Origin of the sequence: Tahibacter aquaticus (assembly GCF_004363655.1) — a bacterium.
Classification (GTDB): Bacteria; Pseudomonadota; Gammaproteobacteria; order Xanthomonadales; family Rhodanobacteraceae; genus Tahibacter; species Tahibacter aquaticus.
Genome location: NZ_SNZH01000024.1, coordinates 35,487 through 60,263 on the forward strand (window position 1 = coordinate 35,487; position 24,777 = coordinate 60,263).

At 64.9% G+C, this 24,777-nt stretch carries 10 protein-coding genes; 6 read left to right on the forward strand and 4 right to left on the reverse strand.

The genetic code is table 11. The annotated features are described in order from the left end of the window. The first annotated feature begins 104 nt into the window (after positions 1–104). The 4 genes from DFR29_RS26690 to DFR29_RS26705 are packed head-to-tail and all read left to right on the forward strand — an operon-like array spanning position 105 to position 5,964. Complete coding sequence (locus DFR29_RS26690) at positions 105–1,388, forward strand: NAD(P)/FAD-dependent oxidoreductase (RefSeq protein ID WP_133821697.1); 1,284 nt, start codon at positions 105–107, stop codon at positions 1,386–1,388. A 38-nt stretch (positions 1,389–1,426) separates the two neighbouring features. After that, positions 1,427–1,642 (forward strand): YgaP family membrane protein, encoded by a 216-nt coding sequence (locus DFR29_RS26695; RefSeq protein WP_133821698.1) that lies wholly within the window; start codon positions 1,427–1,429, stop codon positions 1,640–1,642. Positions 1,643–1,673: 31 nt separating this feature from the next. Continuing rightward, positions 1,674–2,741, forward strand: a complete 1,068-nt coding sequence (locus DFR29_RS26700; protein ID WP_133821699.1) for an efflux RND transporter periplasmic adaptor subunit — start codon at positions 1,674–1,676, stop codon at positions 2,739–2,741. Beyond that, on the forward strand, positions 2,734–5,964 hold the full coding sequence (locus tag DFR29_RS26705; protein WP_243746193.1) for an efflux RND transporter permease subunit: 3,231 nt from the start codon (positions 2,734–2,736) through the stop codon (positions 5,962–5,964). The genes DFR29_RS26700 and DFR29_RS26705 overlap by 8 nt, the downstream gene beginning before the upstream one ends. A 29-nt stretch (positions 5,965–5,993) precedes the next feature. On the opposite strand, the gene DFR29_RS26710 is transcribed toward DFR29_RS26705, so the two are convergent. Both DFR29_RS26710 and DFR29_RS26715 read right to left on the reverse strand, forming a co-directional pair. Beyond that, complete coding sequence (locus DFR29_RS26710; protein WP_133821700.1) at positions 5,994–7,079, reverse strand: sensor domain-containing diguanylate cyclase; 1,086 nt, start codon at positions 7,077–7,079, stop codon at positions 5,994–5,996. 388 nt (positions 7,080–7,467) lie between these two features. Next, positions 7,468–9,165 (reverse strand): hypothetical protein, encoded by a 1,698-nt coding sequence (locus tag DFR29_RS26715; RefSeq protein WP_133821701.1) that lies wholly within the window; start codon positions 9,163–9,165, stop codon positions 7,468–7,470. 648 nt (positions 9,166–9,813) lie between these two features. Here DFR29_RS26715 and DFR29_RS26720 point away from each other — a divergent pair. Together DFR29_RS26720 and DFR29_RS30375 are read left to right on the forward strand one after the other, a co-directional pair. Beyond that, positions 9,814–10,536 (forward strand): rRNA pseudouridine synthase, encoded by a 723-nt coding sequence (locus DFR29_RS26720; protein WP_133821702.1) that lies wholly within the window; start codon positions 9,814–9,816, stop codon positions 10,534–10,536. Between the two features lie 494 nt (positions 10,537–11,030). Continuing rightward, entirely contained in the window at positions 11,031–15,995 is a 4,965-nt protein-coding gene (locus DFR29_RS30375) for a choice-of-anchor D domain-containing protein (protein WP_166654369.1), read from the forward strand. Positions 15,996–16,212: 217 nt separating this feature from the next. On the opposite strand, the gene DFR29_RS26750 is transcribed toward DFR29_RS30375, so the two are convergent. Both DFR29_RS26750 and DFR29_RS26755 read right to left on the reverse strand, forming a co-directional pair. Next, complete coding sequence (locus DFR29_RS26750) at positions 16,213–19,200, reverse strand: S8 family serine peptidase (RefSeq protein WP_133821703.1); 2,988 nt, start codon at positions 19,198–19,200, stop codon at positions 16,213–16,215. A gap of 71 nt (positions 19,201–19,271) precedes the next feature. Beyond that, on the reverse strand, positions 19,272–24,704 hold the full coding sequence (locus DFR29_RS26755) for an Ig-like domain-containing protein (RefSeq protein WP_166654370.1): 5,433 nt from the start codon (positions 24,702–24,704) through the stop codon (positions 19,272–19,274). Positions 24,705–24,777 lie beyond the last annotated feature (73 nt).

Genomic DNA, 24,777 nt, shown 5'->3' on the forward strand with positions numbered 1-24,777 from the left:
CTAACATACGTGACACTGAGTACGCGCGGTGTCCGTTGATCTGTATCAACACGGCGTCGCGGCAATGCAACGACGCTCTGGCTTACGTCGCTGAGGAAACACTGATGGCCAAGATTCTGATCCTCGGCGCGGGACTTGCCGGAATGAGCGCGGCCTACGAATTGCGCGACACCCTTGGCGCCGAGCACACACTGACAGTTCTGGGTGACGGCGAGCGCTTCAGCTTCACACCCTCCAATCCCTGGTTGGCGGTGGGCTGGCGCAAAGCCGAAGATTTCACCCTGGACGCCGGCACCTATCTGGTCAAGAAGCACATCACTTTCATTCCGAAGCCGGCCATCAAGATCGATGCAGCAAGCCGCACGGTCGATGTCGCTGGTGGCGAGCGCTTCGACTATGACTACTTGCTCATCTGCACGGGACCGAAACTCGCGTTTGAGGAGGTGCCAGGCAGCGGACCCAACCAGGGCCACACACAGTCCGTGTGCACCACCTCTCACGCTCAGCAGGCCTGGACGGCATATCAGCGATTCCTGGAAAGCCCGGGGCCGATCGTCATCGGCGCGTTGCAGGGCGCCAGTTGCTTTGGACCTGCTTACGAATTTGCTTTGATCATCGATGCCGACCTGCGCAAGCGGAAGTTGCGCGACCGCGTGCCGATGACGTTCGTTACCAGCGAGCCCTACATCGGACACATGGGCCTCGGTGGCGTCGGCGATTCAAAAGGCTTGATGGAGTCGGAATTCCGTCAGCGCCACATCCAGTGGATCACCAACGCCAAGGTGACCGAGGTCCAGTCGGGGCTGGCGCGGGTCACCGAGCACGACGACAACGCGCAACCCAAACGCGAGCACACGCTGCCATTTGGCTTCGCAATGCTGCTTCCCGCGTTCAAAGGCGTTGACGTCGTCGCAACCGTCGAAGGTCTGTGCAATCCACGCGGCTTCGTTCTGGTCGACAAGCACCAGCGCAGTCCGAAATATCCCCGCATCTTTGCCGCCGGCGTGTGTGTCGCCATACCGCCGGTCGAAAGCACGCCCATCCCTACCGGTGCACCGAAGACCGGCTTCATGATCGAGTCGATGGTGACGACGATCGTGCGCAATATCGCGGCGGAATTGAAAGACGAAACAGCGAATTTCGAAGGCACTTGGAACGCAGTGTGCCTCGCCGATATGGGCGACAGTGGAATGGCATTCGTCGCACTACCGCAGATGCCCCCGCGCAATGTTACCTGGGCCAAGAAGGGCAAGTGGGTACACCTGGCCAAAGTAGCATTCGAGAAATACTTTCTTTTCAAGATGCGCCACGGTACCTCAGAGCCTGTCTACGAGAAATACGTGATGAAGGCGCTCGGCATCGAGCGCCTCAAGAACGGTAGGCATTGACACGGCTTCATTCCTTTTCGTTCAAACAGGAGAACCCCATGAGCCTTGATCGCACTGTGCTGGCTTTTGCCGGTCTGATGATTTTGATCAGCGTTGCGCTGACCCACTTCGTTTCGCCCTGGTGGTGGCTTCTGACTGCATTTGTCGGTGCCAACCTGCTGCAGTCGAGCTTCACGGGTTTCTGCCCGGCTGCGATGATATTTCGAAAGCTTGGCGTGGGTCGGGGAACGCCGGCCGGTTGTGGCTTCAAATGAATTGCCTCGGGAGCAATTCGAAGTGAGGGCGATGCGCACCCTATTCGTGGCAGGTTCGTTGCTGGCACTGAGTGCTTGTGGCAATGAACGGAATGCGGCTGAACTGCCACCGCTGCCAGCCCTGGCCACAATAACGATCCAGGAAGCGAACTCCGATCAGGGCCGCGCCTGGGACGGGGTTGTCGAGGCGATACAGCGCGCCGACCTCTCGGCACAGACGACGGGGCGTGCGGTCGGCGTAGACGCTGACGTCAATGATCGCGTAGCCGCCGGTGCGGTGCTGCTGCGTCTGTCCGCGGTCGAGCAACAGGCTGGCGTGAACGTAGCGCGTGCGCAGCTCCATGCGGCGGATGCCGCGGCGTCGGAGGCGGAAGCCACGGTGGCACGCTACACCGCCCTGGCCGCGAAACAGCTGGTCTCTCGCCTGCAGATCGACCAATTGCGTGCCACGCGCGATAGGGCTGTGGCCGCCCGTGATGCGGCGCGCGCACAGCTTCTCCAGGCCGAGCAGCAAACTGACTACACCGTGGTGAGGGCCCCGTTTGCGGGGCTGGTAAGTGCGCGTCATGTCGAGCCTGGCGAGAGCATCGTCGCCGGACAGCCGTTGATGTCGGTGTACGCGCCGGGCGCGCTGCGCATTCAGGTGCAGGTGCCGCAATCCGAGGCGGATGCCATTGGGGTGTTGAAGCGTGCGCAGGTCGTGCTGGCCGATGGCCGAGCGATCGCCGCGGCCGCGTTCACCGTATACCCCGCCGCCGATGCGGCCGGGCACAGCGTCACCGTTCGGGTTGTCCTACCCGAGTTGACGGACCCTCCTCGGCCCGGCGCAACGGCAAAGGTCATGTTCGCTATCCCGGGCGTGGGCGGCGTCGTGCGCATTCCATCGAGCGCGCTGGTCCAGCGGGGCGAAATCAGCGGTACCTATGTTCTCGATGGGAACCGGCTCTTCTTACGCCAGTTGCGCCTGGGAGTGCATGCCGGCGAGCAGGTGGAGGTGTTGGCGGGGCTAAAAGGCGGAGAAAGGGTCGCGGCCGATCCCGTCGCGGCGCTGCAAGCGCTGGCGGCGCAGCGCACGGCGGCGGGGAAAGCCAGTGATTGAGCCGAACGCCAAGAGCCCCCTGGGCCTATCCGGCCGCCTGGCGGCCACCTTTCAGGCCAATCCGCTGACGCCCATCCTCGCGCTTCTGGGCCTGCTGCTGGGCGTGGTGGCCGTTCTTGTCACCCCGCGCGAGGAAGAGCCTCAAATCGATGTGACGATGGCGAATGTGTTTGTGCCGTTTGTCGGTGCCAGTGCGAGCGACGTCGAACAACTGGTCAGCACCCCCCTGGAGCAGAAGCTCTCGGAGATCGATGGCGTCAAGCACGTCTACTCCACCAGCCGTCCCGGCATGGCCATCTTGACCGTCGAATACACCGTGGGGGTCCCGCGCCAGACGGCCATCGTACGGCTGTACAACCAAGTGTTCTCCAACCAGGACTGGATACCGCCGGGCGTCGGCGTGGGCCAGCCCCTGGTCAAGCCCAAGGGCATCGACGATGTGCCCGTGATGGCCTTGACCCTGTGGACGGAAGACCCGCACCGCAGCGCTACTGACCTCGCCGAGGTGGCACACACGCTTGAAGCTGAAATCAAGCGGATCCCCGGCACCCGCGACGTGTACACCATCGGCGCACCGGATCGTGTGGTGTCGGTAACGCTCGATCCAGCCAAGCTCGCCACCTTTGGCCTGACCGTTTCCGACTTGGCGGCGTCGCTTCAAGCGGCCAATGGCGTGCGGCAGCTCGGCGAGCGGGTGGGCAACAACACCGCGGTCCCTGTTACTGCCGGCACCTTTCTCGTCGACGCCGACTCGGTGTCCAATCTGGTGGTCGGCCTGGATGGCGGCCGTCCGCTGCGGCTATCCGATGTCGCCGTGGTGCAGGCCGGCGCCGACATGGCCACGCGCTATGCCTGGTACGGCGCACCGCCGGCCCACCCAGGTCCAACCCACGGCCTGGCTCCGGCCGTCACCCTGGCCATCGCAAAGAAGTCCGGCAGCAATGCCGCCGACATCACCGACGCCGTTACCCGCCGGATCACAGCCCTCGAAGGCCAATTGATCCCACAGGGTGTGCACGCAACGGTCACCCGCGACTACGGCCAGACCGCGACCGACAAGGCCGTGAAACTCATCGAGAAGCTGTTGTTCGCGACAGGTTCGGTGGTGCTGCTGGTGCTGTTCGCGCTGGGATGGCGGGAAGCGATCGTGGTCGGGAGCGCCGTCGTGCTGACGTTGGCGGTCACGCTGTTTGCCTCGTGGGCCATGGGATTCACGCTAAACCGCGTCTCCCTTTTTGCGCTCATCTTTTCGATCGGCATCCTGGTCGATGATGCGATCGTCGTCGTCGAGAATATCCATCGGCACATGACGCGCGATGGCAAGAGCTTGCGGGAAGCGATCCCGCCGGCCGTGGACGAGGTGGGGGGGGCGACCATACTCGCCACGTTTACAGTGATTGCCGCGCTGATGCCGATGGCCTTCGTGTCCGGCCTGATGGGGCCCTACATGCGGCCGATTCCGATCAACGCATCGGTCGGCATGCTGCTGTCGCTGGCGATCGCCTTGGTGGTGACCCCATGGCTGTCACTGAAACTGCTGGGGCGACACACGGTGGCAGCGCAGGGCGATGACCAGATTGGCGCTGCGCAGGCGGAACGCGAGAGCCGCCTGCATCGGGTGTTCACTCGCATCCTGCAGCCATTTGTGAAGCCCGTCGTTGGCGTGCGCCGGCGACGATTGTTGTATGGCGGCATCGCGGCGCTGGTGCTCCTCGCAGCCTCCCTGGCAGCGCTGCAGTGGGTGGTGCTGAAGATGCTGCCGTTCGACAACAAATCGGAACTGCAGGTGGTGGTGGATTTGCCCGAAGGTCGCACCCTGGAAGACACCAATGCGCTGCTCACCGAGCTCGCCGCCGTGATCGATGGGGTGCCCGAGGTCGTGAACTATCAGGGATACGCTGGTACATCGGCACCGATGAATTTCAACGGGCTAGTGCGCCAGTACTTTCTGCGCACCGGCAACAATGTCGGTGACCTGCAGATCAACCTCGTCGACAAGCATTTACGCAAGCGGCAGAGCCATGAGATTGCGCGGACGCTGCGGCCCCAGTTGGCCGCGGTCGGCAAGAGCCATGGCGCGTCCGTCAAGGTCGTCGAGGTGCCTCCCGGACCGCCAGTGATGTCACCGCTGGTCGCCGAGCTATACGGACCCGACTATGCACGTACCCGTCAGCTCGCGTTGGCGCTGGAGCAGAAATTCCTGCAGACAAAGGATGTCGTGGACGTCGACACAAGTGTCGAGGGCAGCGCGTCGCGAGAGACAATCGTGGTCGACCGCGCTCGCGCGACACGGCTCGGCGTATCGCAGGCGGCGATCGCCGATGCGATGAGCGCCGCGGTGTCCGGGTTGGATGCGGCGTATGTGCACGATGGCATGTCCAAGTATCCGCGCCCCATCCGTCTGCGCCTGTCAGCGGCTGATCAGTCTCAGCTAGCACGCCTGCTGGCAATGCGGGTCCATGGTGCGGGCAATCAACTGGTGCCGGTGTCCGAGCTCGTGACGGTGCAGCGCGCGCAGTGGGATGGAGCGATCTTGCACAAGAACCTCTTGCCCGTGGTCTATGTCACCGGTGACGAGGCTGGAAAACTCGACAGCCCGCTGTATGGAATGTTCGATCTAGTCGGCCAACTCAACCGGGATGACGTGGACGGACAGCACATCGTGCAGAGCTTCATCGCCCAGCCCTCTGACACCAGCAATTTTGCGGTCAAGTGGGACGGCGAGTGGCAAATCACTTATGAGACGTTTCGCGACATGGGCATCGCCTACGCAGCAGGCTTGGTGTTGATCTATCTGCTAGTGGTCGCGCAATTTCGAAGCTACCTTGTTCCGCTGGTGATCATGGCACCGATCCCGCTGACCGTGATCGGCGTTATGCCGGGGCACGCGCTGCTGGGTGCACAATTCACCGCGACATCGATGATCGGCATGATCGCGCTGGCGGGCATCATCGTTCGCAACTCCATTCTTTTGGTGGACTTCATCAATCAGTCCACCGCCGATGGCCAGAGTCTTGAAAATGCCATCGTCGATGCCTGTGCCGTGCGCGCGAAGCCCATCCTGCTGACCGGTGTAGCGGCAATGATGGGTGCCTTCTTTATCCTCGACGACCCTATTTTCAACGGACTGGCCATATCGCTAATCTTTGGCATTCTGGTATCCACCGCGCTGACTCTGATTGTCATTCCACTGCTGTACTTCAGTTCGACAAAAGCAACATAGACGAAGCCGTGCTGTGTCTGCTGCGATGCCTACTGTGGCAAAACGGAATCATCGTGCCCCCCGACCACGCAATTGCGTCCGCGATTTTTTGCCGAGTACAAGTTGGCGTCTGCCGCAGCGAGAACTGAGCGAACTGGTGCTCCGGGCACGTGGCGGCTCACGCCCGCACAGAGAGTGACCGCAATGCCCTCCTGGAGTGCGTCCCACGAAAACGTGGCGAACGCATGCCGGATTCCCTCGCACAGGGCCGTTGCGGCGAGCAGATCAGTATTGGGCATCATCAGGGCGAATTCCTCGCCACCAAAGCGCGCCACCGTATCAGCCGATCGGCATTTCTTGCGCAGTAGCGTGCCGCTGGCGCGCAGGACCAGATCGCCCACGGCATGTCCGTGGTGATCGTTGATTTGTTTGAAGTGATCAATATCGAACAATGCCAGGGAAAGCGGCAAGCCAAAGCTGTCGGCGCGATGAATCTCGGTATCCAGTCGCTCGCCGAATTCGCGGCGGTTGGCAAGACCCGTCAGCGGATCCTCACGACAGAGCCGGTCGAGTTTGGCGCTTTTTGCGCGCAGAGCCTCGAGCAATTCCAGGTTGTCTCGATAGGCTAGCTGCAACTCTGCAGTGCGCTCATGCACCTGTTGCTCCAAGGTGGAGGCGGCGTGGCGCAGTTCGGCCAGCAGACATTCGCGCTCACTGATATCGATCACCATGCTGATCACAAGTGGCCCGTGCGGAGTGCAAATCGGCTGTAGCGCGACTTCCACGGGAAAGGTTGTGCTGTCCTTGCGACGCGCCAAAAGGGGACGTCCCTCGCCCATCGCTCGCATCGAGGGGTCACTCAGAAAGCGCAAACGGGCAGCGTGGTGCAACTGGCGCTGCGCTTGCGGAACCAGCATATCGATGCAATGCCCCAACATTTCCGACTTCTCATACCCCAACGCCGACTGCGCCTGACGGTTGCACAGACGGATCAGGCCATTGGCATCGCTGACAATGATCGCTACCGGTGCCGATTCCACGATCGCTTCCAGCAGTACCGGCAACGGGATTCCATAGTCGCAGATGGATTCGGGCATAACGGCGTTCTCGCTCACTGCCGGCGCGATCTCTGCCATGGCTGCGACCCTACCGGAGCAGAATAGACGCGATATTGATCTGGATCATCTTCGCGCGCGGAGGGCGCACGCAACTTGAGGGCGAGTTTCGGCGACTGAGAAACGGCCGTCGGGAGCGTCGGCCATGCGGAAGACTTCCTGGATGAACTGCCCGGTGCCGTCGGGCGACGACTATTCCTTCCGATGCCGCGTTGCGCGGTAGATCTGTCAACTTCCCTTTAAGTTACGCGGTAACACTGTCATTTTTGCTGCGGAATGAACTTTTCGCCACGTCGCAAACTATTGATTCGTAGATGCCTTGTGCGAATGACAGCGTTAGCGAGCAGCGACATGTCTGGCGTTGCTCGCTAACGCTGGCAATTGCGCGGTTTGGCGGGCAGTAGACCCGTTACCGGATCGACTTGAGATCGAACTCGAAGAAGCGGTCTGTCTTCAGTTGTTCGGCGCGATAGATGCCGGGCCCTTGCCACATGCCGAGCACGTCGTCCGAGATGCAGCGGTTGTCGGCGTCGAAGTGCCACGGATCCTTGCACAGCGAAACGACCCTGGGGTTCACGTTCCAGAATCGTGTGCACTGGTTGGGCCGGCATTGCAGCGGCGCATAAAAGGTCGAGCCGGAGGCGCCGCGGAGCGTTGCGCGGTCGGCTGGTGCGGTGCCTGCGCTGAAGCCCAGTGAGTCGTGCGGGTCGTACCACGTGTAGCAGCGCAGGTGTTGGTTGTTGGGAACGTTCGTATAGCAACGCCGGATCGACACTCCCCTGTCGGACGTCCAGACGAAGGAGAGATTGCCGCTGTCGGGAATCCGCTCGACCACCTTGCCGAGTCCAATCTCGCGCAGGAAGGGTTTGAGCGTCGCCGGATAGCGATCACCGCCGGTGCTGCTCTGGCGTGCCGCCGGCAAGGGCGCGTTCAGGGCCGCGAGCCTCTCGACCTGCGGCAGCGTTGCCAGCTGGAAGCGCCGCGTACCGTCCGCAATCGGGATATCCCGATTGAGGTCGATCACATGTTCACGCACCAGGCCGCGCTGGTTCGCGTACGGGTGTGCACCAAAGTCCGTGCCGTCCCACCACAGCGTCCCGGTTTCCATGTCGAGGACGACGCCTTCCGGAAGCACGTCCGGCAGGATCTGCGGCAATGTACCGATGCGCGCGCGATTGAAGTGGCTGTTGTCCTGGCGATAGACCCGGTCGGCCACCGAATTGCGCAGTTCCACATTGTCCGGGTCGCGCCCGGAAAAACGCAGCATGCACTCCGCGGACAGCCGCAGCGCCTGAATCTGGATCAGGTGGTAACGGTAGAAGAAATCCTCGAGTTCCCGGGACTGCTGGTGGGTGAGGTAGCGCTGCGGCAGAACCACCGTGTCGAGGTAGCGATCCAGAATCGATCCGCCTGACTGGCGGAAATGCTCGGTGAGGTTATAGGGAATATTCTGGAAGGCTTCCAGCGTGCACGATTGCTCGAATTCGGCCAAGGCTATGTCTCGGTCGCTCTTGACCTGCTGGGTATCGAGCCCCATCCGCTCGGCATTGATCAAGTCCGCTTCCTTGCAGGCAAGCGCCTCGAGCATGTGCGTGGCGTTCTGCACCGGCTTGACGTACGTTTTGGCCAGGGTGTTGCTCAGCTGACGAAACTCCTGTGCCCTGAGCTGCTCGCCCAGCCGATCGAACCTCTCGCTGAGCAGATTCAGCTGGCTTTCGATCCGGCGCAGCTGCCCGGATAACGCGAGGAAACGGTTGAATTCCTGATCCAGGCCAAGGCGCCGCGTGGCCACGCCTTTGATGTGTCCGGCCACCAGGCCAGCGACCCATTTGCCGAGTCCGATGACAGGCGCCGGCACCGCGGTTGCGGCAGCCCGCTCGGTTCGTTTGCCTGCGATCCCGATGCCGCATCCGGTCGCTGCGTCCGCCAGTTCGCCTTCCTCCAGCAAGAGGACTGCCACACTGTCATCGCCCGATGATTGCGTCTGCGGCGACGCGGATGCAGGCGTGGTCGCGATAGCAAGAAGTAGTGTTGTCAGCATTGACGGCAATGAATATTTATGACGCCCACCGAAGAGATGGCGTCCTTTTACGATTGAAGTCGACATGATTACCCCAAGGAATGGACTGATACCCGACGCTGTACGCTTGGATCTGTTCTGGCGAAAGACGAACCACGGCTGTCGCTGAAGTCTCCCACACATTTATATTGTGCGCATTTGCTGCGTTTCTCGTGGATGCGCGCGAAAGCGCCTTTGCGCCCACGCGCAAGCTCGCCGGCACGCCGTGCAGCCCGACGCTCACCTCTCCGATTGTGCGATGCGGCATTCTGGCGGCATCTCTCGCCAGCCCCTAGCGGCAATCGGTGGCTTTTCCAATCATTGCGATGTCGGGCGCTTCGGAACGACTGTTGCGCCTTGGGTTGGCCGCGACGCTTGCCTCACTTCGCCATTCGCCGTGCCGTGTGCACGCCTGCGTCTTGTGTGCCGTTGCGCGCTTGACCGATCGCATCGGCTGGACGAGCGAGCTCATGGCCCGGCTTGCACCGCAGCTTGACGATGGGCTCAAGTGTCTGGTCGGCGTCGGACGGGTTCTTGCAGGCGCATCAATGCGCGGTAACGACCCACCGGCGAATTCGCCGCGTCCGGACTGGTCCGGAACTCGCCCCGCCGGCGCAACTTCCGCTCCGTATGCCGCTGCGCATTTGCGGGTAGCGCCGCATACAATGGCAGCTTCGAAATCCCACGGCGCCCTCAATGACTGAACCCGTCCGTCTTTCCAAGCGCCTTGCGGCGCTGATTGGCTGCTCTCGCAGCGAAGCCGAGCAATACATAGAAAACGGCTGGGTCAGCGTCGATGGCGCCATGGTCGAGGAGCCGCAATTCAAGGTTTCCGACAATATTGTCAGCCTGGACCCGGCAGCCAGCCTCGATGCAGTGCAACCCGCGACCATTCTGTTGCACAAGCCCGAGGGCGCGAGTGCCGGAGAAGGCGCGGATCTTGCGTGGCAGAAGATATCGCTGGACACGCGCAGCGCCGACGACAATTCCGGTGTCCGCGCACTAAAGCGTCATTTTCACAAGTTTACTATTCCCTTGGGGCTTGGCTCCGACAGCAGCGGCCTGACTGTGCTCACGCAGGATTGGCGCGTTTCCCGGCGATTGATTGAGGAAACGCTCAAGATCGAGCAAGAGTATGTTGTAGAAGTCAGCGGCGAGCTGGTGCCGGACGGTCTCACGCTGCTGAATCACGGGCTGAGTTTGGGGGGGTGGCCAATTGCGCCCTGCAAGGCCAGCTGGCAGAGCGAAAACCGCCTGCGTTTCGCGATCAAGGCGCCACAGCCCGGTCAGTTGCGCGCGATGTGCGCCCAGGTCGGGCTGACACCTCTGGCGGTCAAGCGTATTCGCATCGGCCGTATATCCATGGGCAAGCTGCCCGTCGGGCAGTGGCGCTACTTGCCGGCGAACGAGCGGTTCTGAGTCGTGCGCGGTAACCCGTGCTACCCGATGCGGAAGATGTCTGTGCCTTGGCCGAACCGACCGTGATCACGTTCTTGGCTTCGTCGGGCGAACTCTGCGAACCGGCACCATCGTGTTCCTCCCCTCCCCCACTGATGCCAGAGCGTTTAGCAGCAGGAATTCGACGCGTGCCCCTTCCGCGTTCGCCGAAGTGACAACGATCGTTCCGGCGGCATGCGGTTTCCCGGTTATCGCCAAAAAGATAGACAAGCGTGGTTTTACGTTCGCGCCTATCAATTGCACTCGGCGAAATGCGGGTACGCGCAATTTTTGATGCGCGTCGCCCGCTTGCGCGGCGCAGGTGAGACGCGATGCCTATACTTGCGGAACTGGGGGATCGCAGGATGCGGTCGCCGGCAGTACACAGGGGGAAATACATGGGCGGTACGCATCGTGCGTCGCGTGTTGGATCGTTGTGCGCTGCTTGCGCATTTTCGGCAGCCACTGCTGCAGTATTGCTGGCGACCACGGCGCAGCCGGCCGTCGCGGCCGTCACGCCGATCGACTACTACCGCATGGGCGAGACGGAAAACGCTGCGCCGGGCACCGCCAGCGCGACGCCCGACAGCGTCGGCGGAAAAACCATGACGCTGGTCGGTTCTCCGTTGTACACCGCAGATACGGCCAGCACGGCGATCAGCGCAACCGGCAGCACGAGGTCGCTGTGGTTCTTCGCCGGTACCTCGGGTAGCGCCTCGCTGCTCACCACAGCGACGGACAATGTCGGGCTTGAGGCATGGGTCAAACCGAGTTCGATGCCAGCCGGCAGCCATTGCCTCGTGTACAACGGCAGCAGCGGTGCGAACGGCTTCGGCCTTTTCATGAACGGCGCTTCCTACGAAGCGCGTATCGGCAGCACCAGTTTTGGCGCCGCGCCGGCTACGACAACGGATTGGGTGCACCTCGCCGTCGTGCGCAGCGGTGGCGTTGCCACGTTCTACGTCAATGGCGTGGCGAACGCGACGTCGCTGGTGGCCATGGTCACGCCAACAGGTCAGTTCGGCGTTGCCGCGTCGCCGCCCGCTTTCAGCAACGATCTCTTTTTCGGCCATGTCGACGAAGTTCGCGCCTTCACGTTCGCGCCCGGCGCGTTCGTACCGGCTGACCTGCTGATCGCACGCCGCACGGTCTCCACCACCAACGACTCCGGCGACGGCTCGCTGCGCAAGGCGATGACGGCGGCACCGGCAGGCACCATCATCGACATCCTCATTCCGGGCACGCTCACCCTGCAAAGCCCGCTGCCGTTCGTGACGGGCGCGCTCCGGATCAGCGGCCCCGGCTCCGCCAGCTTCACTATCGACGGGGCGAACCTGCATCGCCCGTTCTTCATCGATGCGCCTACCTCGGCGGTCAGCCTCAGCGGAGTGACGATCGCGCACGGCCGCGCCAAAGGCGGCAACGGCGGTGGCGGTATGTTCACCGGTGGCGGTGGCCTGGGCGCAGGCGGTGCCATGTTCGTCAACCGGGGCAACCTTACGCTGTCGGACGTGGCGTTTGCCGGCAACCAGGCCGTCGGTGGCAACGGAGGCGACAGCCGTCAAGGCCCTTCCGGTTCCGGGGGCGGCGGATTGGGCGGCGATGGTGGTTCGGCCGGATTCACCGACGGCAGCGGCGGCGGCGGCTTTCTCGGCCGCGGCGGAGATTCCCCCGTCAATTTTTCCGGCTCTGGCGGCGGCGGTGGCGTAGTTGGCAACGGCGGCAATTCCGGCAACGGCGGCGGTGGCGGGGGTGGTGCGTGGACGGCGGGACAGGACGGCCAGGCGTCTACGGGCGGAACGGGCGCTGATGGCCTGGGCGGTAACGGTGGCACCCGCACTTTTAATGGACAAAACGGCGGCGCGGGCCTGGACTATGGCGGCGGCGGTGGCGGTGGCGGTGCCAGCGGCAACTCGATCGACGGCAAGGGCGGCGCAGGCGGCCGCTTTGGCGGTGGCGGTGGCGGTGCATACGATTTTTCCACCTACGGACATGCAGCCGGCGCGGGCGGTGAATTTGGCGGCGGTGGTGGCACCCTTGGCTACGCTGGCCAAAATGCGGGCGATGGTGGTTGGGGTGGCGGTGGCGGCGGCTCGCGATACGGCAAACCCGGTACGAGTGGATTCGGCGGCGGTGGTGGGTCTGCCTCCAACGTCACCGCACAGGCCCCCGGCGGCGCCTTCGGGGGGCGCGGCAGTGTCGGGTACTCCCTGGGCGGTGCGGGCGGTGGCGGTGGCGCACTCGGGGCTGCGGTATTCGTGCGCGCCGACAACGGCGCGACACTGACCGTACGGGAGCCGCAATTCGATGTTGGCACCGTGATGGCGGGCGCGGCCGGCGGCGAGATCCTTGGCAATTGCCTCAGCTTCTGTGCGCTCGGCGGCACGGCGCGCGGAGAGACGATGTTCCTGCTGGGCGGCGCGACGACGCTGGATGTGAGCTCCGGCACGCGCACAATTCCAGGCACGATCGGCAGCAGCGCCGCGGCTCCCGCCGCCCTGGTCAAGACGGGCGCCGGCACGCTTGCGCTCTCAGCCAACAGCATCGAACTGGGCAACGTCGACGTTGCCGCGGGCACGCTGCAAGTGAATGGCACGCTCGGTTCGCCGCAGGTGAGTGTGGCCAGCGGCGCGGCAATCGGCGGCAGCGGCACGGTCGTGGCGTTGCAGGTTCACGCCGCAGCAACGCTCGCGCCCGGTGCCGGCGTGGGCAATCTGACCACCGGTGGCCTGTCGCTGGCGGGCGCCATCCACTACAACTGGCAGCTGCTCGACGCCAGCGCTGCCGCGGGCATCGGCTACGACACGCTTACGATCAATGGCGCGCTCGATCTTTCCGGCGCAAGCGGCTCCAAAATCAATTTGTGGACGCTGTCGTCGATGGCACCCGATGTCAGCGGACTTGCGTCGAACTTCGATGCCGAGGTTGCCGCGTCGTGGACGCTGATCCACACCACCGGCGGCATCAGCGGATTCAGCGCCGCAAGCTTTGCCATCGTCACCGGCGCTGAGAACGGCACCAGCGGCTTCGCCAATCCCTACGCAGGCCAGTTCTCGGTGGCCGTGGTGGGCAACGATCTGGTGTTGAAATACCTGCCCGCGCAGGAAATCGCGATCGAGCAACCCGTCGGAACGGATGTGGCCGACGGCGGTTCGCGTGACTTTGGCCTGGTCAATCTGGGCACCAGCGGAACCTTCACCTTCACCCTCTTCAACCGCGGTGGCGGCCCAGACCTGCTGCTGAGCGGTAACCCGCTGGTCGCCGTCAGCGGTGACAACGCGGCGGAGTTTGTCGTCACCCGGCAGCCGTCCTCGCCAGTCACGGCGGCGGCGGGCAGCACTACGTTCGATGTGGCGTTCACGCCCACAGCGGTCGGTACGCGCACGGCCGCGCTGCGCATAGCCAACAACGACCCGAACGAAAATCCCTTCGATATTGTGCTGTCAGGCACCGGCGGTGCTCCCGAAATCGATGTCGAGCAACCCAGCGGCACAGCGTTGCTGAACGGCGGTTCGCGCAACTTCGGCACCGTGGTGGCCGGCGGTTTTGCGACGAAACAGTTCTTTATCAAGAACTCCGGCGCCGCCTCGCTCCACGGTGTAAGCGCCAGCCTGGGCGGCCCCGACGCCACAGCGTTCCAGATCGTCTCGAACCCCAGCGCGACAGTGGCGCCAGGCAACGCTACGGTATTCACGATGGCCTTCGTGCCCACGGCAGCCGGCGTAAAAACCGCAACCCTCACCATCGTCAGCAACGATGCCGACGAGAACCCCTACCTCGTCAGCCTTTCCGGCACTGCCGACGATACCGATATCGTGGTCGAGCAGCCCGCCGGCAACGTCGTGCCAGACGGCGGTTCGCGTTACCTGGGCAGCGCCAGTCCCGGCGGCAGCATCGATTCGGTGTTCACCATCCGCAACGCCGGCAGCAGTGGCCCTGCCCTGTCCGGGCTGGGCATCACGATCGACGGCGCCGATGCGGCTTCGTTTTCCATCGTGGCCAATCCGGTAGCGCCAATCCCGCTGGGTGGCAGCACCACCTTCACGTTGCGCTTTGCCCCGATCACCCGTGGGGCAAAGACCGCGAGCCTGCACATCGCGAGCAACGATCCGGACGAGAACCCCTACGACATCGCGCTTTCCGCCGACGGCATCAGTCCGGAGATCGTTGTGGAACAGCCGTTGGCCGTCGATGTCCCCGACGGCGGCAGCCGCAACGTCGGCAGCGTGAACCTCGGCGCGACGGCGTCGCTGGATTTCACGATCCGCAACCGTGGCGACAGTGAACTCGCGCTGGGCTCCGCTTCGATCAGTGGCACGAATGCTGCGGACTTCGCCATCGTGCGGCAACCCGAGAGCATCGTCGGCGCACCGATGCAGTCGAGCAACGGCAGCTTCGAAACGCCGCTGCTGGGCGCCGGTGCCTTCGTCGCTTCCCCGGCGGGTGCGGCGTGGAATTTCGGCGCGCGCGCGGGTGTGGCGCGCAGCGGATCGCCGTGGTTCGTGAACGCGCCGCCCAGCGGCGCGCAGGCCGCCTATATCCAGGTGCAATCCAACGACATGGAGTCCTATCTGGAGCAGCCGGTCACCTTCGCGAACGCCGGCCTCTACCTCATTCGCTTTTCCTACGTCCGTCGCGGGTCAGGTTATGGCGGCACCAGCATCGAAGTCAGCATCGACAACACCGTGATCGACACGCTGCCGTTGAACCTGCAGAACGACGATACCTGGCGTACGTTCGTCGTGCCGTATACGAACCCATCGCCGGGCGCGACCCGCACCCTTCTACTCCGCGGCAACCTGATCGATGGCGATCGTGCCACCGCCATCGATGATGTGCGCATCGAAAGCACCGCGATCACGAAGGTCCGCTTCCTGCCGCGCGGCAGCGGCATTCGCACGGCAACGCTTTCGATCCCGAACAACGACGCCGACGAAAATCCGTTCGATATCACGCTGACCGGCAGCGGCAGCGGCCAGGGTGCTGACTTGCAAGTCAGCAAGACGAATTTCGGCTCAAACCTGTATCCCGGCGAAGACACGGCCTACACGATTCAGGTCTTGAACGCAGGCCCGGACCGTGTGTCGAACGTGCGCGTAGCCGATACCCCGCCTGCCGCGCTGATCAATGCGCATTGGACCTGCACCTCGACGCCCGGCTCGCTGTGTCCGAACGCCAGTGGCAGCGGCAATCTGGAAGAACTCGTCGCGCAGCCGCTGCCTAGTGGCGCCTTGCTGCAGTACGCGTACTTCGCCCGAGTGGCGGGTGGAGCGAGCGGATTCGTGACCAACATCGCCACCGTGACCAGCAACGATCCCGCGGTGCCCGAAGTCGATGCGGCGAACAACAACGCCACCGACACCGATTCCATCGTCGGTGACGGTCTATTCCGCGACGATTTCGAGTCGAACCAAAGCAGCTTGCTGCGACCGCCCCTGTGACGCAGACGTAAGCCCGCGAAGGTTCGGATCGTGGTTGTTGGGCCGCAGACAATGAATGCTGCCTGGCCCAGTTCTGCATGCTCCCGGCGTTCGAGCCGACCTGGATCGCGATCCCCTGCGCCGTCGCGAAACCCGTCCAACGCCACAATTCTTTCGAGATGCGCCCTTCCCCCAACAGGGAGAAGGGTTTCCGTCGCAGCGTGCGGCGGCGGTGCGGCTATTCGCCTGGCGCGCCACCGAGTTGAATCGCGTCGCCCGAGCCATTGGTGCCCGTCGCACGGATCACGTAGTTGCCGTTCGAGCCGATCGCTTCCGGGTTGAGTTTCAGGTCCACTGCAGCGCTGCCCAGATCCGGGTCTTCTCCGACATAGTTGCCGGTGTACGAACGTCCGCGGAACTCCGAAACTTCCGCCGTCGCCGGGCGTGGACCGGTGCCGGTCGGACGGCTCAGTGCGATGACGACATCGCCCGGCCCCTTGAGCACGATCGGCGTCGCGAGGTTCACCACGCGCAGGCGCGCGCCCGCCGTGGTGATCGTGTAGCCCTTCTGTGCGCCGACCAGAACGGCGCCGTTGGTCGGGTCGCGATCGTTGTCCTGATAGACGTAGAAATCGTAACGGTCGCCGGCGTGGACGTAGCTGGCCGATCCGGTCAGGAACGTGATCGATGTCAGCGTGATCGGAAACGCCGAAACGGGCGGCGAATAGCGGTTGAGCCACAGGAACGCACACGCTGTGTCGCAGCCGATCGCGCTGTAGCCGCTGAAGAAATTATCGACGTCGAACGTGCAGTTGCCGGCATTGCATTCGACGCTGATCTCGCTGCCCTGCACGACTACCGGCAGATGCTGGTCCGGCGAGCGGCCGCCGGTTTCCTGCAGCACGACGCGCCCGAACGAATACGCACCGGGCAAGGTGATGTCGTTGATCGCGGCACTGAAGGTCATCTCCTGCACCGCGCCCGGGGCCAGCGTGAACGTGGCCGGCTGCGCCGTCAGCGTATAGCCCGACGGCTGCACGAACGAAGCGGTCCAGGTGCCGGTCTGGGTCAGGCGATTGCGAACCTTGCGCGTCCAGCTGCACTGGTCGCCGCAGCGGATGTTGCGCAGCGACGGCAGGTTCAGTGCGGTCAGGTCGAGGCTGCCGCCGTTGGGGTTGGCGGCACTGTAGTTTTCCACGCTGTCGGCCAGCGTCAGGCCGGCCCGTGCGGCCTTGGTCAGGTCGACGCGGCCGCTGCCAACATCGTCCGCATCCCACGCTGTCACGCCGTCCTGCTTGAAGCCCACGGTCGACGCCGTCGTCATCAGCGCCGATTTGATCTCGTCGACGGCCCAGCCCGGATGCAGCTTGCGCAGCAACGCCGCGCTTCCGGCGATATGCGGCGACGCCATCGAGGTGCCGCTCAACACGCCGTAGTTGCCGGACGCTGGGTCGAGCGCCGCATAGGTCACGATGCCCGGTGCGCTGATGTCCGGCTTGGCGAGGTTCGACAGCGGCGGCGGAACCGGCCCGCGCAGGCTGAAGTCTCCCAGAATATCGCTCTGCACTTGTGGAAAACTGCGCTTGAGATAGTTGCCTGTGGCCCAGGTGATCGCCTCGAAACCCGCACCGAAGATCGTATCGGCGGCCAATGCAGGCCCCTGATGCGCCGTGACGAAAGCGATCAGTTCGTTGCCGACCGCCGAGTCGGCGATGCTGAAGGCGGCGATGTTGGCAGGTGCGCCGGTCGTATCCATGCCGAGCGTGGCGCCGACATTGTTGGTGATCACGACCATGCGCGCACCGGCTGCGGCGGCGTTGGTGATTTTCTCGGTGAAGCTGCAGATGCCGCGCGCGACGACGGCGATGGCCCCGTTGAAATATCCGGGCGCGAAGCCGCCGTCGGCGGTGCAGCCGATCGGATTGCCGGCGCTCGCGCGCAGCGGGATGCCAGCCAGGTTGCTGGTCAGCGCGGCGGGCAGCGTGGTGGTGCCCCCGGCCAGCGCGATACCGTGAAAGCTGGGGGGCACAGTGCCCGGCCCCGCTACCGTCAGTGCCGGCGCAATGATCTGCCGGCTGCTCGACGCGGCGACCGTTGTGACCCACGGCGAGATGTTGGCGACGCGGCCGGTCGGGTCGGTGCATGCCGCGGCGGTATTGCCGGCCGAGGCGGCGACGAACACATCGGCGCTGAACGCCGCCAGCAGATCGAGGCCGTCTTCCCATGGGCTGCCGTAGCCGCAGCGCTGGCCCAGCGAATAGTTGATCACGTCGACCTGGTCGACGATCGCGGTCTCGATCGCCGCGTGCAGCATGTCGTCATAGCAGCCGGCGGCGACGCAGGCCTTGTAGCTGACAACCGTGGCACACGGCGCAACGCCCGACATCGATTGACCCGGCAGCAGATCCGGTGGCGGTGACGCATTCAGATCGATGACGTTGCCGGCAGCGGTCGATGCGGTGTGTACGCCGTGCCCGATTCCGGCATCGGCTTCGGGGTTCGTGCCGATGCAGCCGCCGGTGCTGCTGTTCGCCGTGCAGTCCTTGGCGATCAGCTTGGGATTCGTGGCGCTGAGACCGCACGACGCGTCGTTGGCGAATGACGGATGCGGACTGTTGGCACCGCTGTCGATCACGCCGATGCGTATCCCTTCGCCGCGCGACGGCGCCATGCCCGCGGGCACCTGGCTGCCGTCCCACAGCGTGCCGGCACCGATGAAGCCCGGGCTGCCGAACGTCGACAGCGGCTGCACGCGCACCGGCGTCACGGCGCGCACGCCGTCCACGCCGGCGACGATCGCGGCTTCCGCCGGCGACAAGGCGACGGACACGCCGTGCTTGGCGACCTCGTACCGCTGGCTGATCACCAGCGGCCTGCCCAGCACCTGCTCGATCGCGCTGAGGTGGCTTTCGCGCTGCTGCGACAGATACGCCGCGTAGTCGTGCGCGGCGGTCGATGCGCGATTGAACTTGCGCGCAGTGGTCGTCGCTCCACCCGGCGCCGTGCGGGCGAGCCCGGGCCTATCGCCGCGGTACTGGACGAGGCCGGGTTCGTCGAACGTGAGAATGTAGCGGCCGGTCGGCGATTCGGCCTCGGCCTTGTCATTGACGGCGTTCACGCGCGGCGGCGCGGCGGTTGCCGGCATGACGGCGGCGGAACTCAGAACGACGCCGATGACGGCAGCCAGGATAGTGCGCGGGAACGGTTTCATGAGTGACGGTTTCATGAGTATCTGTCTCGAAAGATTCGGCCCAATCCGGAAACCGGACGTCGCGCGAGGCGGCGTCCGGTTCCGACCTACGGTGTGGCGGCGTCGAAGCCGTTGGCGAAAACCCGGTCGCCGGTGACGGTGACGGTGAAGCCGACCGGCACGCGTACCAGCGAACGGCTGCGGTCGTTGCTGAACACGCACAGGTTGGCCTCGTAACGGCCAGGCGCGAGACCGGCGGCATTGAGCGTCACGTCGATCGCGGCGCGCGCACCGGGCGGTGTCACGCCGGCGGTCTGGTTCACCGTCAGCCACGGCAACTGCGCGGGATGCGCGCAGCGACCGCCGGCGACGGCGATGCTCAGGCCATCGATGCCGCCTCTGACCGGCGTGCCCTCCGGCTCGATCGCCGGCAGCACGCCGACACGCGAGGCGAGGCCAGTGACGAGGTCGACCGTGTAGACGGCGCCGTTGTTCGAGAGCAGATACAGCGTGCCGCTGGCAGCGTCGAAATCGGCGCTGTTCGGGTTGGCGCCGTCGGCCAGGTTGAAGCCGAGCCAGCCGATGGTCGCCGCCTGGCCGCTGGTCTTGTCGATCGCGACCAGCGTGTTGTTGAAGTTGTCGATACCGTACAGCGCCCCCTCGGGCGACACCGCGATGCTGGTGATGCACGCGGCAGCGCCGGTATTGATCGCACCGATCCGGGTCGCGGCTGCCGTGGCGAGGTTGATCGTGTACAGCTCGGACGCGTTGGCGACCGCGCAGCCCTGCCCGTTCGTCGTCGCGGCAAACATCGTGTCGGTGCTGGCGTCCCAGGCCAAGCCGCTCCAGACCTGCGTCAAACCCACGGGATTCGCCATGCCGATGACCGAGGTGGCACCGCTCGCCGCTTCGATCTGCGCGAACGATCCATCATTGCCGAGCGCGTACTGCCGGCTGAAATCGTTGCCGGCGAAATCGATTGCGGCCATGCCGTCCGGCAGCCGCGCAATGCCGGCGCCGTGCACGAGCTGCGTCGGGTTGGCTGCATCGAAGCTCAGCCATCCGCCCCAGGCGTACGCCGGCACGGCGAACACCGAACGCGGCGCAGGGTCGTTCTGCGGATTGCCGCCGGCAAGCCCCGGCGCATCGTCGAATCCGGCGCCATTCGCGTCGCGCGAACCGGCAGGCGGCACGTAGCGTCGCGCGGCCGGCGGAAAATGCGCCTGCGCCGCCGCCTCGGCCAGCGACCACGCCAGATCCATATCGCCGTCGTTGCCGATCGTCAGCGCCTGGTGCACCTGCGCAGCGGCAGCGGCGCTCGTTTCAATGGCACCGGGTAGCACCGCCAGTCGCGGCATGCCGACCGAGACGAGCACCTCGGACGACGCGTAGCGCGGCACGTCGGTCGGCGTCCACGTGATGGCCTGCCCGTCGGTCAGCACGGGGCTGCTGTACGAGTGCTGCCGGAACGGCTGCGGCGCACCGGGAGACGATAAGTCGACGCCGATGGTGTAGCCGAACAAGCCCACGGTCGCCGAGCCGCCCATGTCCGGATTCGGTTCGGCCAGCACGTCAAACGTCAGATGATCGTAGACGTAGTGAATCTTGCCGGTGCCTTCCTCGAACACGACCTGGAACGTGATGCCGCGGGCCGGGTTCGGATACAGCGCGTGGTCCTTGCCGTTCCACTGCACGATCAGACGGCGGTTCGGCGCGGTGCCGAGCGTCGCGTAGTAGATCTTGCCGCGCGTGCCGAGCAGGTCCCAGTACACGGCCAGGCCGTTCGGATACGGACCCGGGTACGAGACCGCAGGCATCGTGCTGTTGTCGCTCAGCAGCGGTGGAATGCTGACGTCGGCGGTCGGGCATTCTTCGTCGCCACCACCGCGGCGCAGATACACCGAGCCGCTGTTGTTGATGCACAGCATGCCGAGCGCACCTTCGCGGAAAACCTGCCCGTAGAACGTGATCGGAAAAGGCAGCGATCGCAGCGGATAGCGGCCATACACCTCCAGTGCAGGCACCGCGGTGCCGGTACCGCTGATATCGGTGAACGGCACCGCGGCGCCGGCGTCTTTCTCGTAGTCCGGCAGGCTCGCCGTCGCGCTCCAGGTAAACAGCGGCGCCTGATCCTGCGTACCGGCGGTGATCAGACGGTTGTAGCGGTAGCTGCCGCCGGGCGGCAGTGCCTGCTCGCGCTGGCTGAAGAAGCGATCCTGGCCCCAGTACTGGTACTGGTACTGCGACGGGAAGCCGAACGTCACCATCGTCAGCGTGTGGTAGTTCAGCGTGATGTCGCTGTGGTTGGTCACGGTGAAGCAGTAGTTGATCTGCTCGCCGGGCACGGCGTCGATCTCCGACGCGGTGCCACACGCCGGCGGCGGTTCGGTGCTGACGGTGACTTTGAGTTCCAGCCCGCCATGCTCGACCACTTCGTTGCGCAGCGCGAACGCCGCCTGCAGTCCCTGCGCCGCGGCGGTGACGACATAGTTGCCGCCACTGGCATTGGCGCGCGCGGTGACGCGGGCCTCGCCGTTGGCATCCGTGGTGGCCGACGCGGCCGAGAGCGTCGCGCTCGCGCCCGAGGCCGGCGCGGCGAAATCGACGGCGACGCCGGCGACCGGTGCGCCAGACGCATCGGTCACGCGCACGGTCAACGGCACGGCGAACGCGGTGTTCACCGCGCTGGCCTGCGGCGTGCCGCGCATGGCGGCCAGCGCCGCCGGCCGGTGGAACCGCGCGATGACGTTGCAGTCGGCGACGACGTGACCGGTGGTGTAGACCGTGCCTGCCAGGCTACCGCCGCAACCTTCGATCGCGGCGAGGTAGTAGCCCGCGTCCGGCACCACCGTGAACGGCGTGGTCTGCGCAAACAGCACGGCCTGACGGGTGTCCGGCAGCAGCTTGCCGTTCGCGCCGGCAGCCGGGGTCACGTGATAGGTCACCGTTTCGAACACGAAGTCGGCCGTCACGTTGCAATGCCCGACGACGGGCGCGGTGGTGTAGACCAGGCCGCTCAGCGTTCCGCCGCAACCGGCGACATGGCCGATCACGTAGCCCGCATCGGGGACGATCGTGAGCTGCACGGTCTGGCCGGGATCGACCGTTTGCGTGCCGTTCGGCGTGATGGTGCCGTTGGCGCCGGCGAGCGGCGTCACGGTGAACGCATTGACGTCGATGCGGCCCGTGGCCTTCAGCCGCGCGATGTTGTTGCGCACGTAGCCTTCGACGCGCGTGAATTTGCCGCCGATCAGGATCTTGCCGTCGGCCTGGAACGCGATGGTCGTGACGCGGCCGTTGACCGGTACGTTGAACGCGGTATCCAGCCCGCCGTTCGCATCGAGCCGCGCGACATTGTTGCGCGTCGTGCCGTTGACCGTACCGAAGCCACCGCCAATGACGATGCCGCCGTCGGGCTGCAGCGCAATCGTCTCGACACCGCCATAGCCGCCCGCGACGACCGTATCGAACGACAGGTCGCGCGCGCCGTTGGCGAAGATGCGCACGAGATGCGACGTGGGCTGCACGCCGTCATTGAGATTGATGAACGTCGATCCGCCGAGCAGGTAACTGCCGTTGGCCAGCCGAACCATCACATCGACGGTGCCGTTCGGGATGGTGGGGAAACTCGTGTCCGGCGAGCCGTTCGCGTTGACTCTGGCGAGCTGTTCGACGCCTTCGAACACGCCGCTGAGCAAGATCTTGCCGTTCGGCTCTAGCGCGATCCCGCTGACGCGGTCGAACTCCGGATTGAAGCTCGTATCGACCGAACCGTCCGCGTTCAGGCGAGCGATGCCGCTGCGCGCAGTGGAGAAGCCATAGCCGGCGACCAGGATCTTCGCGTCCGGCTGCAGCACGATTGTCTTGACGGTGGCACCGCTGCCCAGACCCGCCACGAACGCGATGTCGCGCGTGCCGTCGGCATTGATCCGCAGCAGGCCGCGATCGCCGCCGAACAGCACCTTGCCGTCGGGCTGTACGACCGTGGTGTAGCCGACATCGCCGCCGGTGTTGGCCTGGTAGATGCCGCTGCCGTCCATGAACGCCGGATCGGCACTGCCGTCGGCGGGATCGAGTCGCGCGATCTTGATCTTCGGCTGGTTGCCGATGCGCGTGTACCAGCCGGCGACCACGATCTTGCCGTCCGGCTGCGTCGCGATTCGCTCGACGTAGCCGTTCGCGTCGGGGTCGAACGAAACGTCTCCTGCGGCGACGAAGCTCGCGACGACGGTGCAGTCGTTCCAGATCCAGCCGGTGACATAGGTGTTGCCCAGGCGCATACCACCGCAGCCGGTGACGGCGGCAACCGCGTAGCCAGATTCGGGCGTGATGCCGAAGCTGACCTTGCTGCCCTCGGCCACGGATTGCGGCGATGCGGGCGTGATCGCGCCGTGCGCGCTCGCATACGGCGTCACGACCAGCGGCGCGGTGGCGCCGTTGTCCAGGCGGCCGTCCGGATGCAGCCGCGCGATGCGATTGCGCGTAAGGCCGCTGACCATCGTGAAGGCGTTGTCGCCGGCGATCAGGATCTTGCCACCGGTCTGCAGCGCGAGCGCCGCGATGGGCTGGTTGATCTCGGGGTCGATCAGGCTGCTGTCGACACTACCGTCCGCGTTGAGCCGCGCGATGTAGTTGCGCGGCTGTCCGCCGACCGACGTGAAGCCGCCGCCGATCAGGATCTTGCCGTCGGGCTGCCGCACGATAGGCGCCCTGACGCCACCGCCGGGACCCGTCACCTGCGATGCGTAGCCCGTATCGGGACTGCCATCGGCGTTGAGCCGCACCAGTTGCCCGCGCGCGATGCCGTCGCTGAATTTCAGCGGGCCGTAGCCGCCGACCAGGATCTTGCCGTCGACCTGCACATGCACTCTGAAGAGCGAAAAGTACGTCTCGCTGCTGGTGATCGCGGCGAGTGGCTGTGCGGTGTCGCGCTGGCCGTTGCCGAGCAGGCGCACCAGTTGCATGTAGTCGCCCGCGACCACGATGCGGCCGTCCGGCTGTACCTGGATGTCCTGCACCGTGCGGTTGACCACCGTTCCCGCATCGAAACTTGCATCCAGGGTGCCGTCGGCATTGAGCCGCGCGATGTTGTTGCGCGTCTCCCCGCCGGCCGACCAGAAGCTGCCACCGATCAGAATCGAGCCGTCGGCCTGCGGCACGATCACGCGGATCGCCGTCTCGCTGCCGGTCATCGCGTCGGTAAACGTCGGATCGATGCTGCCGTCGACGTTGATGCGCAGCAGGCCGCCCGATCCGCTCAAGCCCTTGCCGCCGATCAGCGCCTTGCCGTCGGCCTGCACGGCCACCGCATACGTCGGCCCGCCAGTCACATTCGGATAGTCCGCCTCGACCGTGCCGTCGGCCGCCAGCCGCGCGAAGCCGGCGCGCGCTACACCGCCGACGCCCCAGAACGGACCACCCACCAGAACGCGGCCATCCGGCTGCACGGCGACGCTTTCAATGCCCCAGTTCGCATTCGGGTCGAACGCCGCCTGCGCCAGGCCACCGACCGCGGCCAGCGCGATCGTGGCGAAAGCCAACAGGCTGCCGGCCCATCGTCTTGCCGCCGCACCGGCGCGGCGCGCCCGCGCGAGTCCCCTGCTTCGACCCACC

Coding starts and splice junctions, on each gene's coding strand:
- DFR29_RS26690 (WP_133821697.1), top strand. CDS start 105: ATGGCCAAGATTCTGATCCTCGGCGCGGGACTTGCCGGAATGAGCGCG.
- DFR29_RS26695 (WP_133821698.1), top strand. CDS start 1,427: ATGAGCCTTGATCGCACTGTGCTGGCTTTTGCCGGTCTGATGATTTTG.
- DFR29_RS26700 (WP_133821699.1), top strand. CDS start 1,674: ATGCGCACCCTATTCGTGGCAGGTTCGTTGCTGGCACTGAGTGCTTGT.
- DFR29_RS26710 (WP_133821700.1), bottom strand. CDS start 7,079: ATGGCAGAGATCGCGCCGGCAGTGAGCGAGAACGCCGTTATGCCCGAA.
- DFR29_RS26715 (WP_133821701.1), bottom strand. CDS start 9,165: ATGTCGACTTCAATCGTAAAAGGACGCCATCTCTTCGGTGGGCGTCAT.
- DFR29_RS26720 (WP_133821702.1), top strand. CDS start 9,814: ATGACTGAACCCGTCCGTCTTTCCAAGCGCCTTGCGGCGCTGATTGGC.
- DFR29_RS26750 (WP_133821703.1), bottom strand. CDS start 19,200: ATGAAACCGTCACTCATGAAACCGTTCCCGCGCACTATCCTGGCTGCC.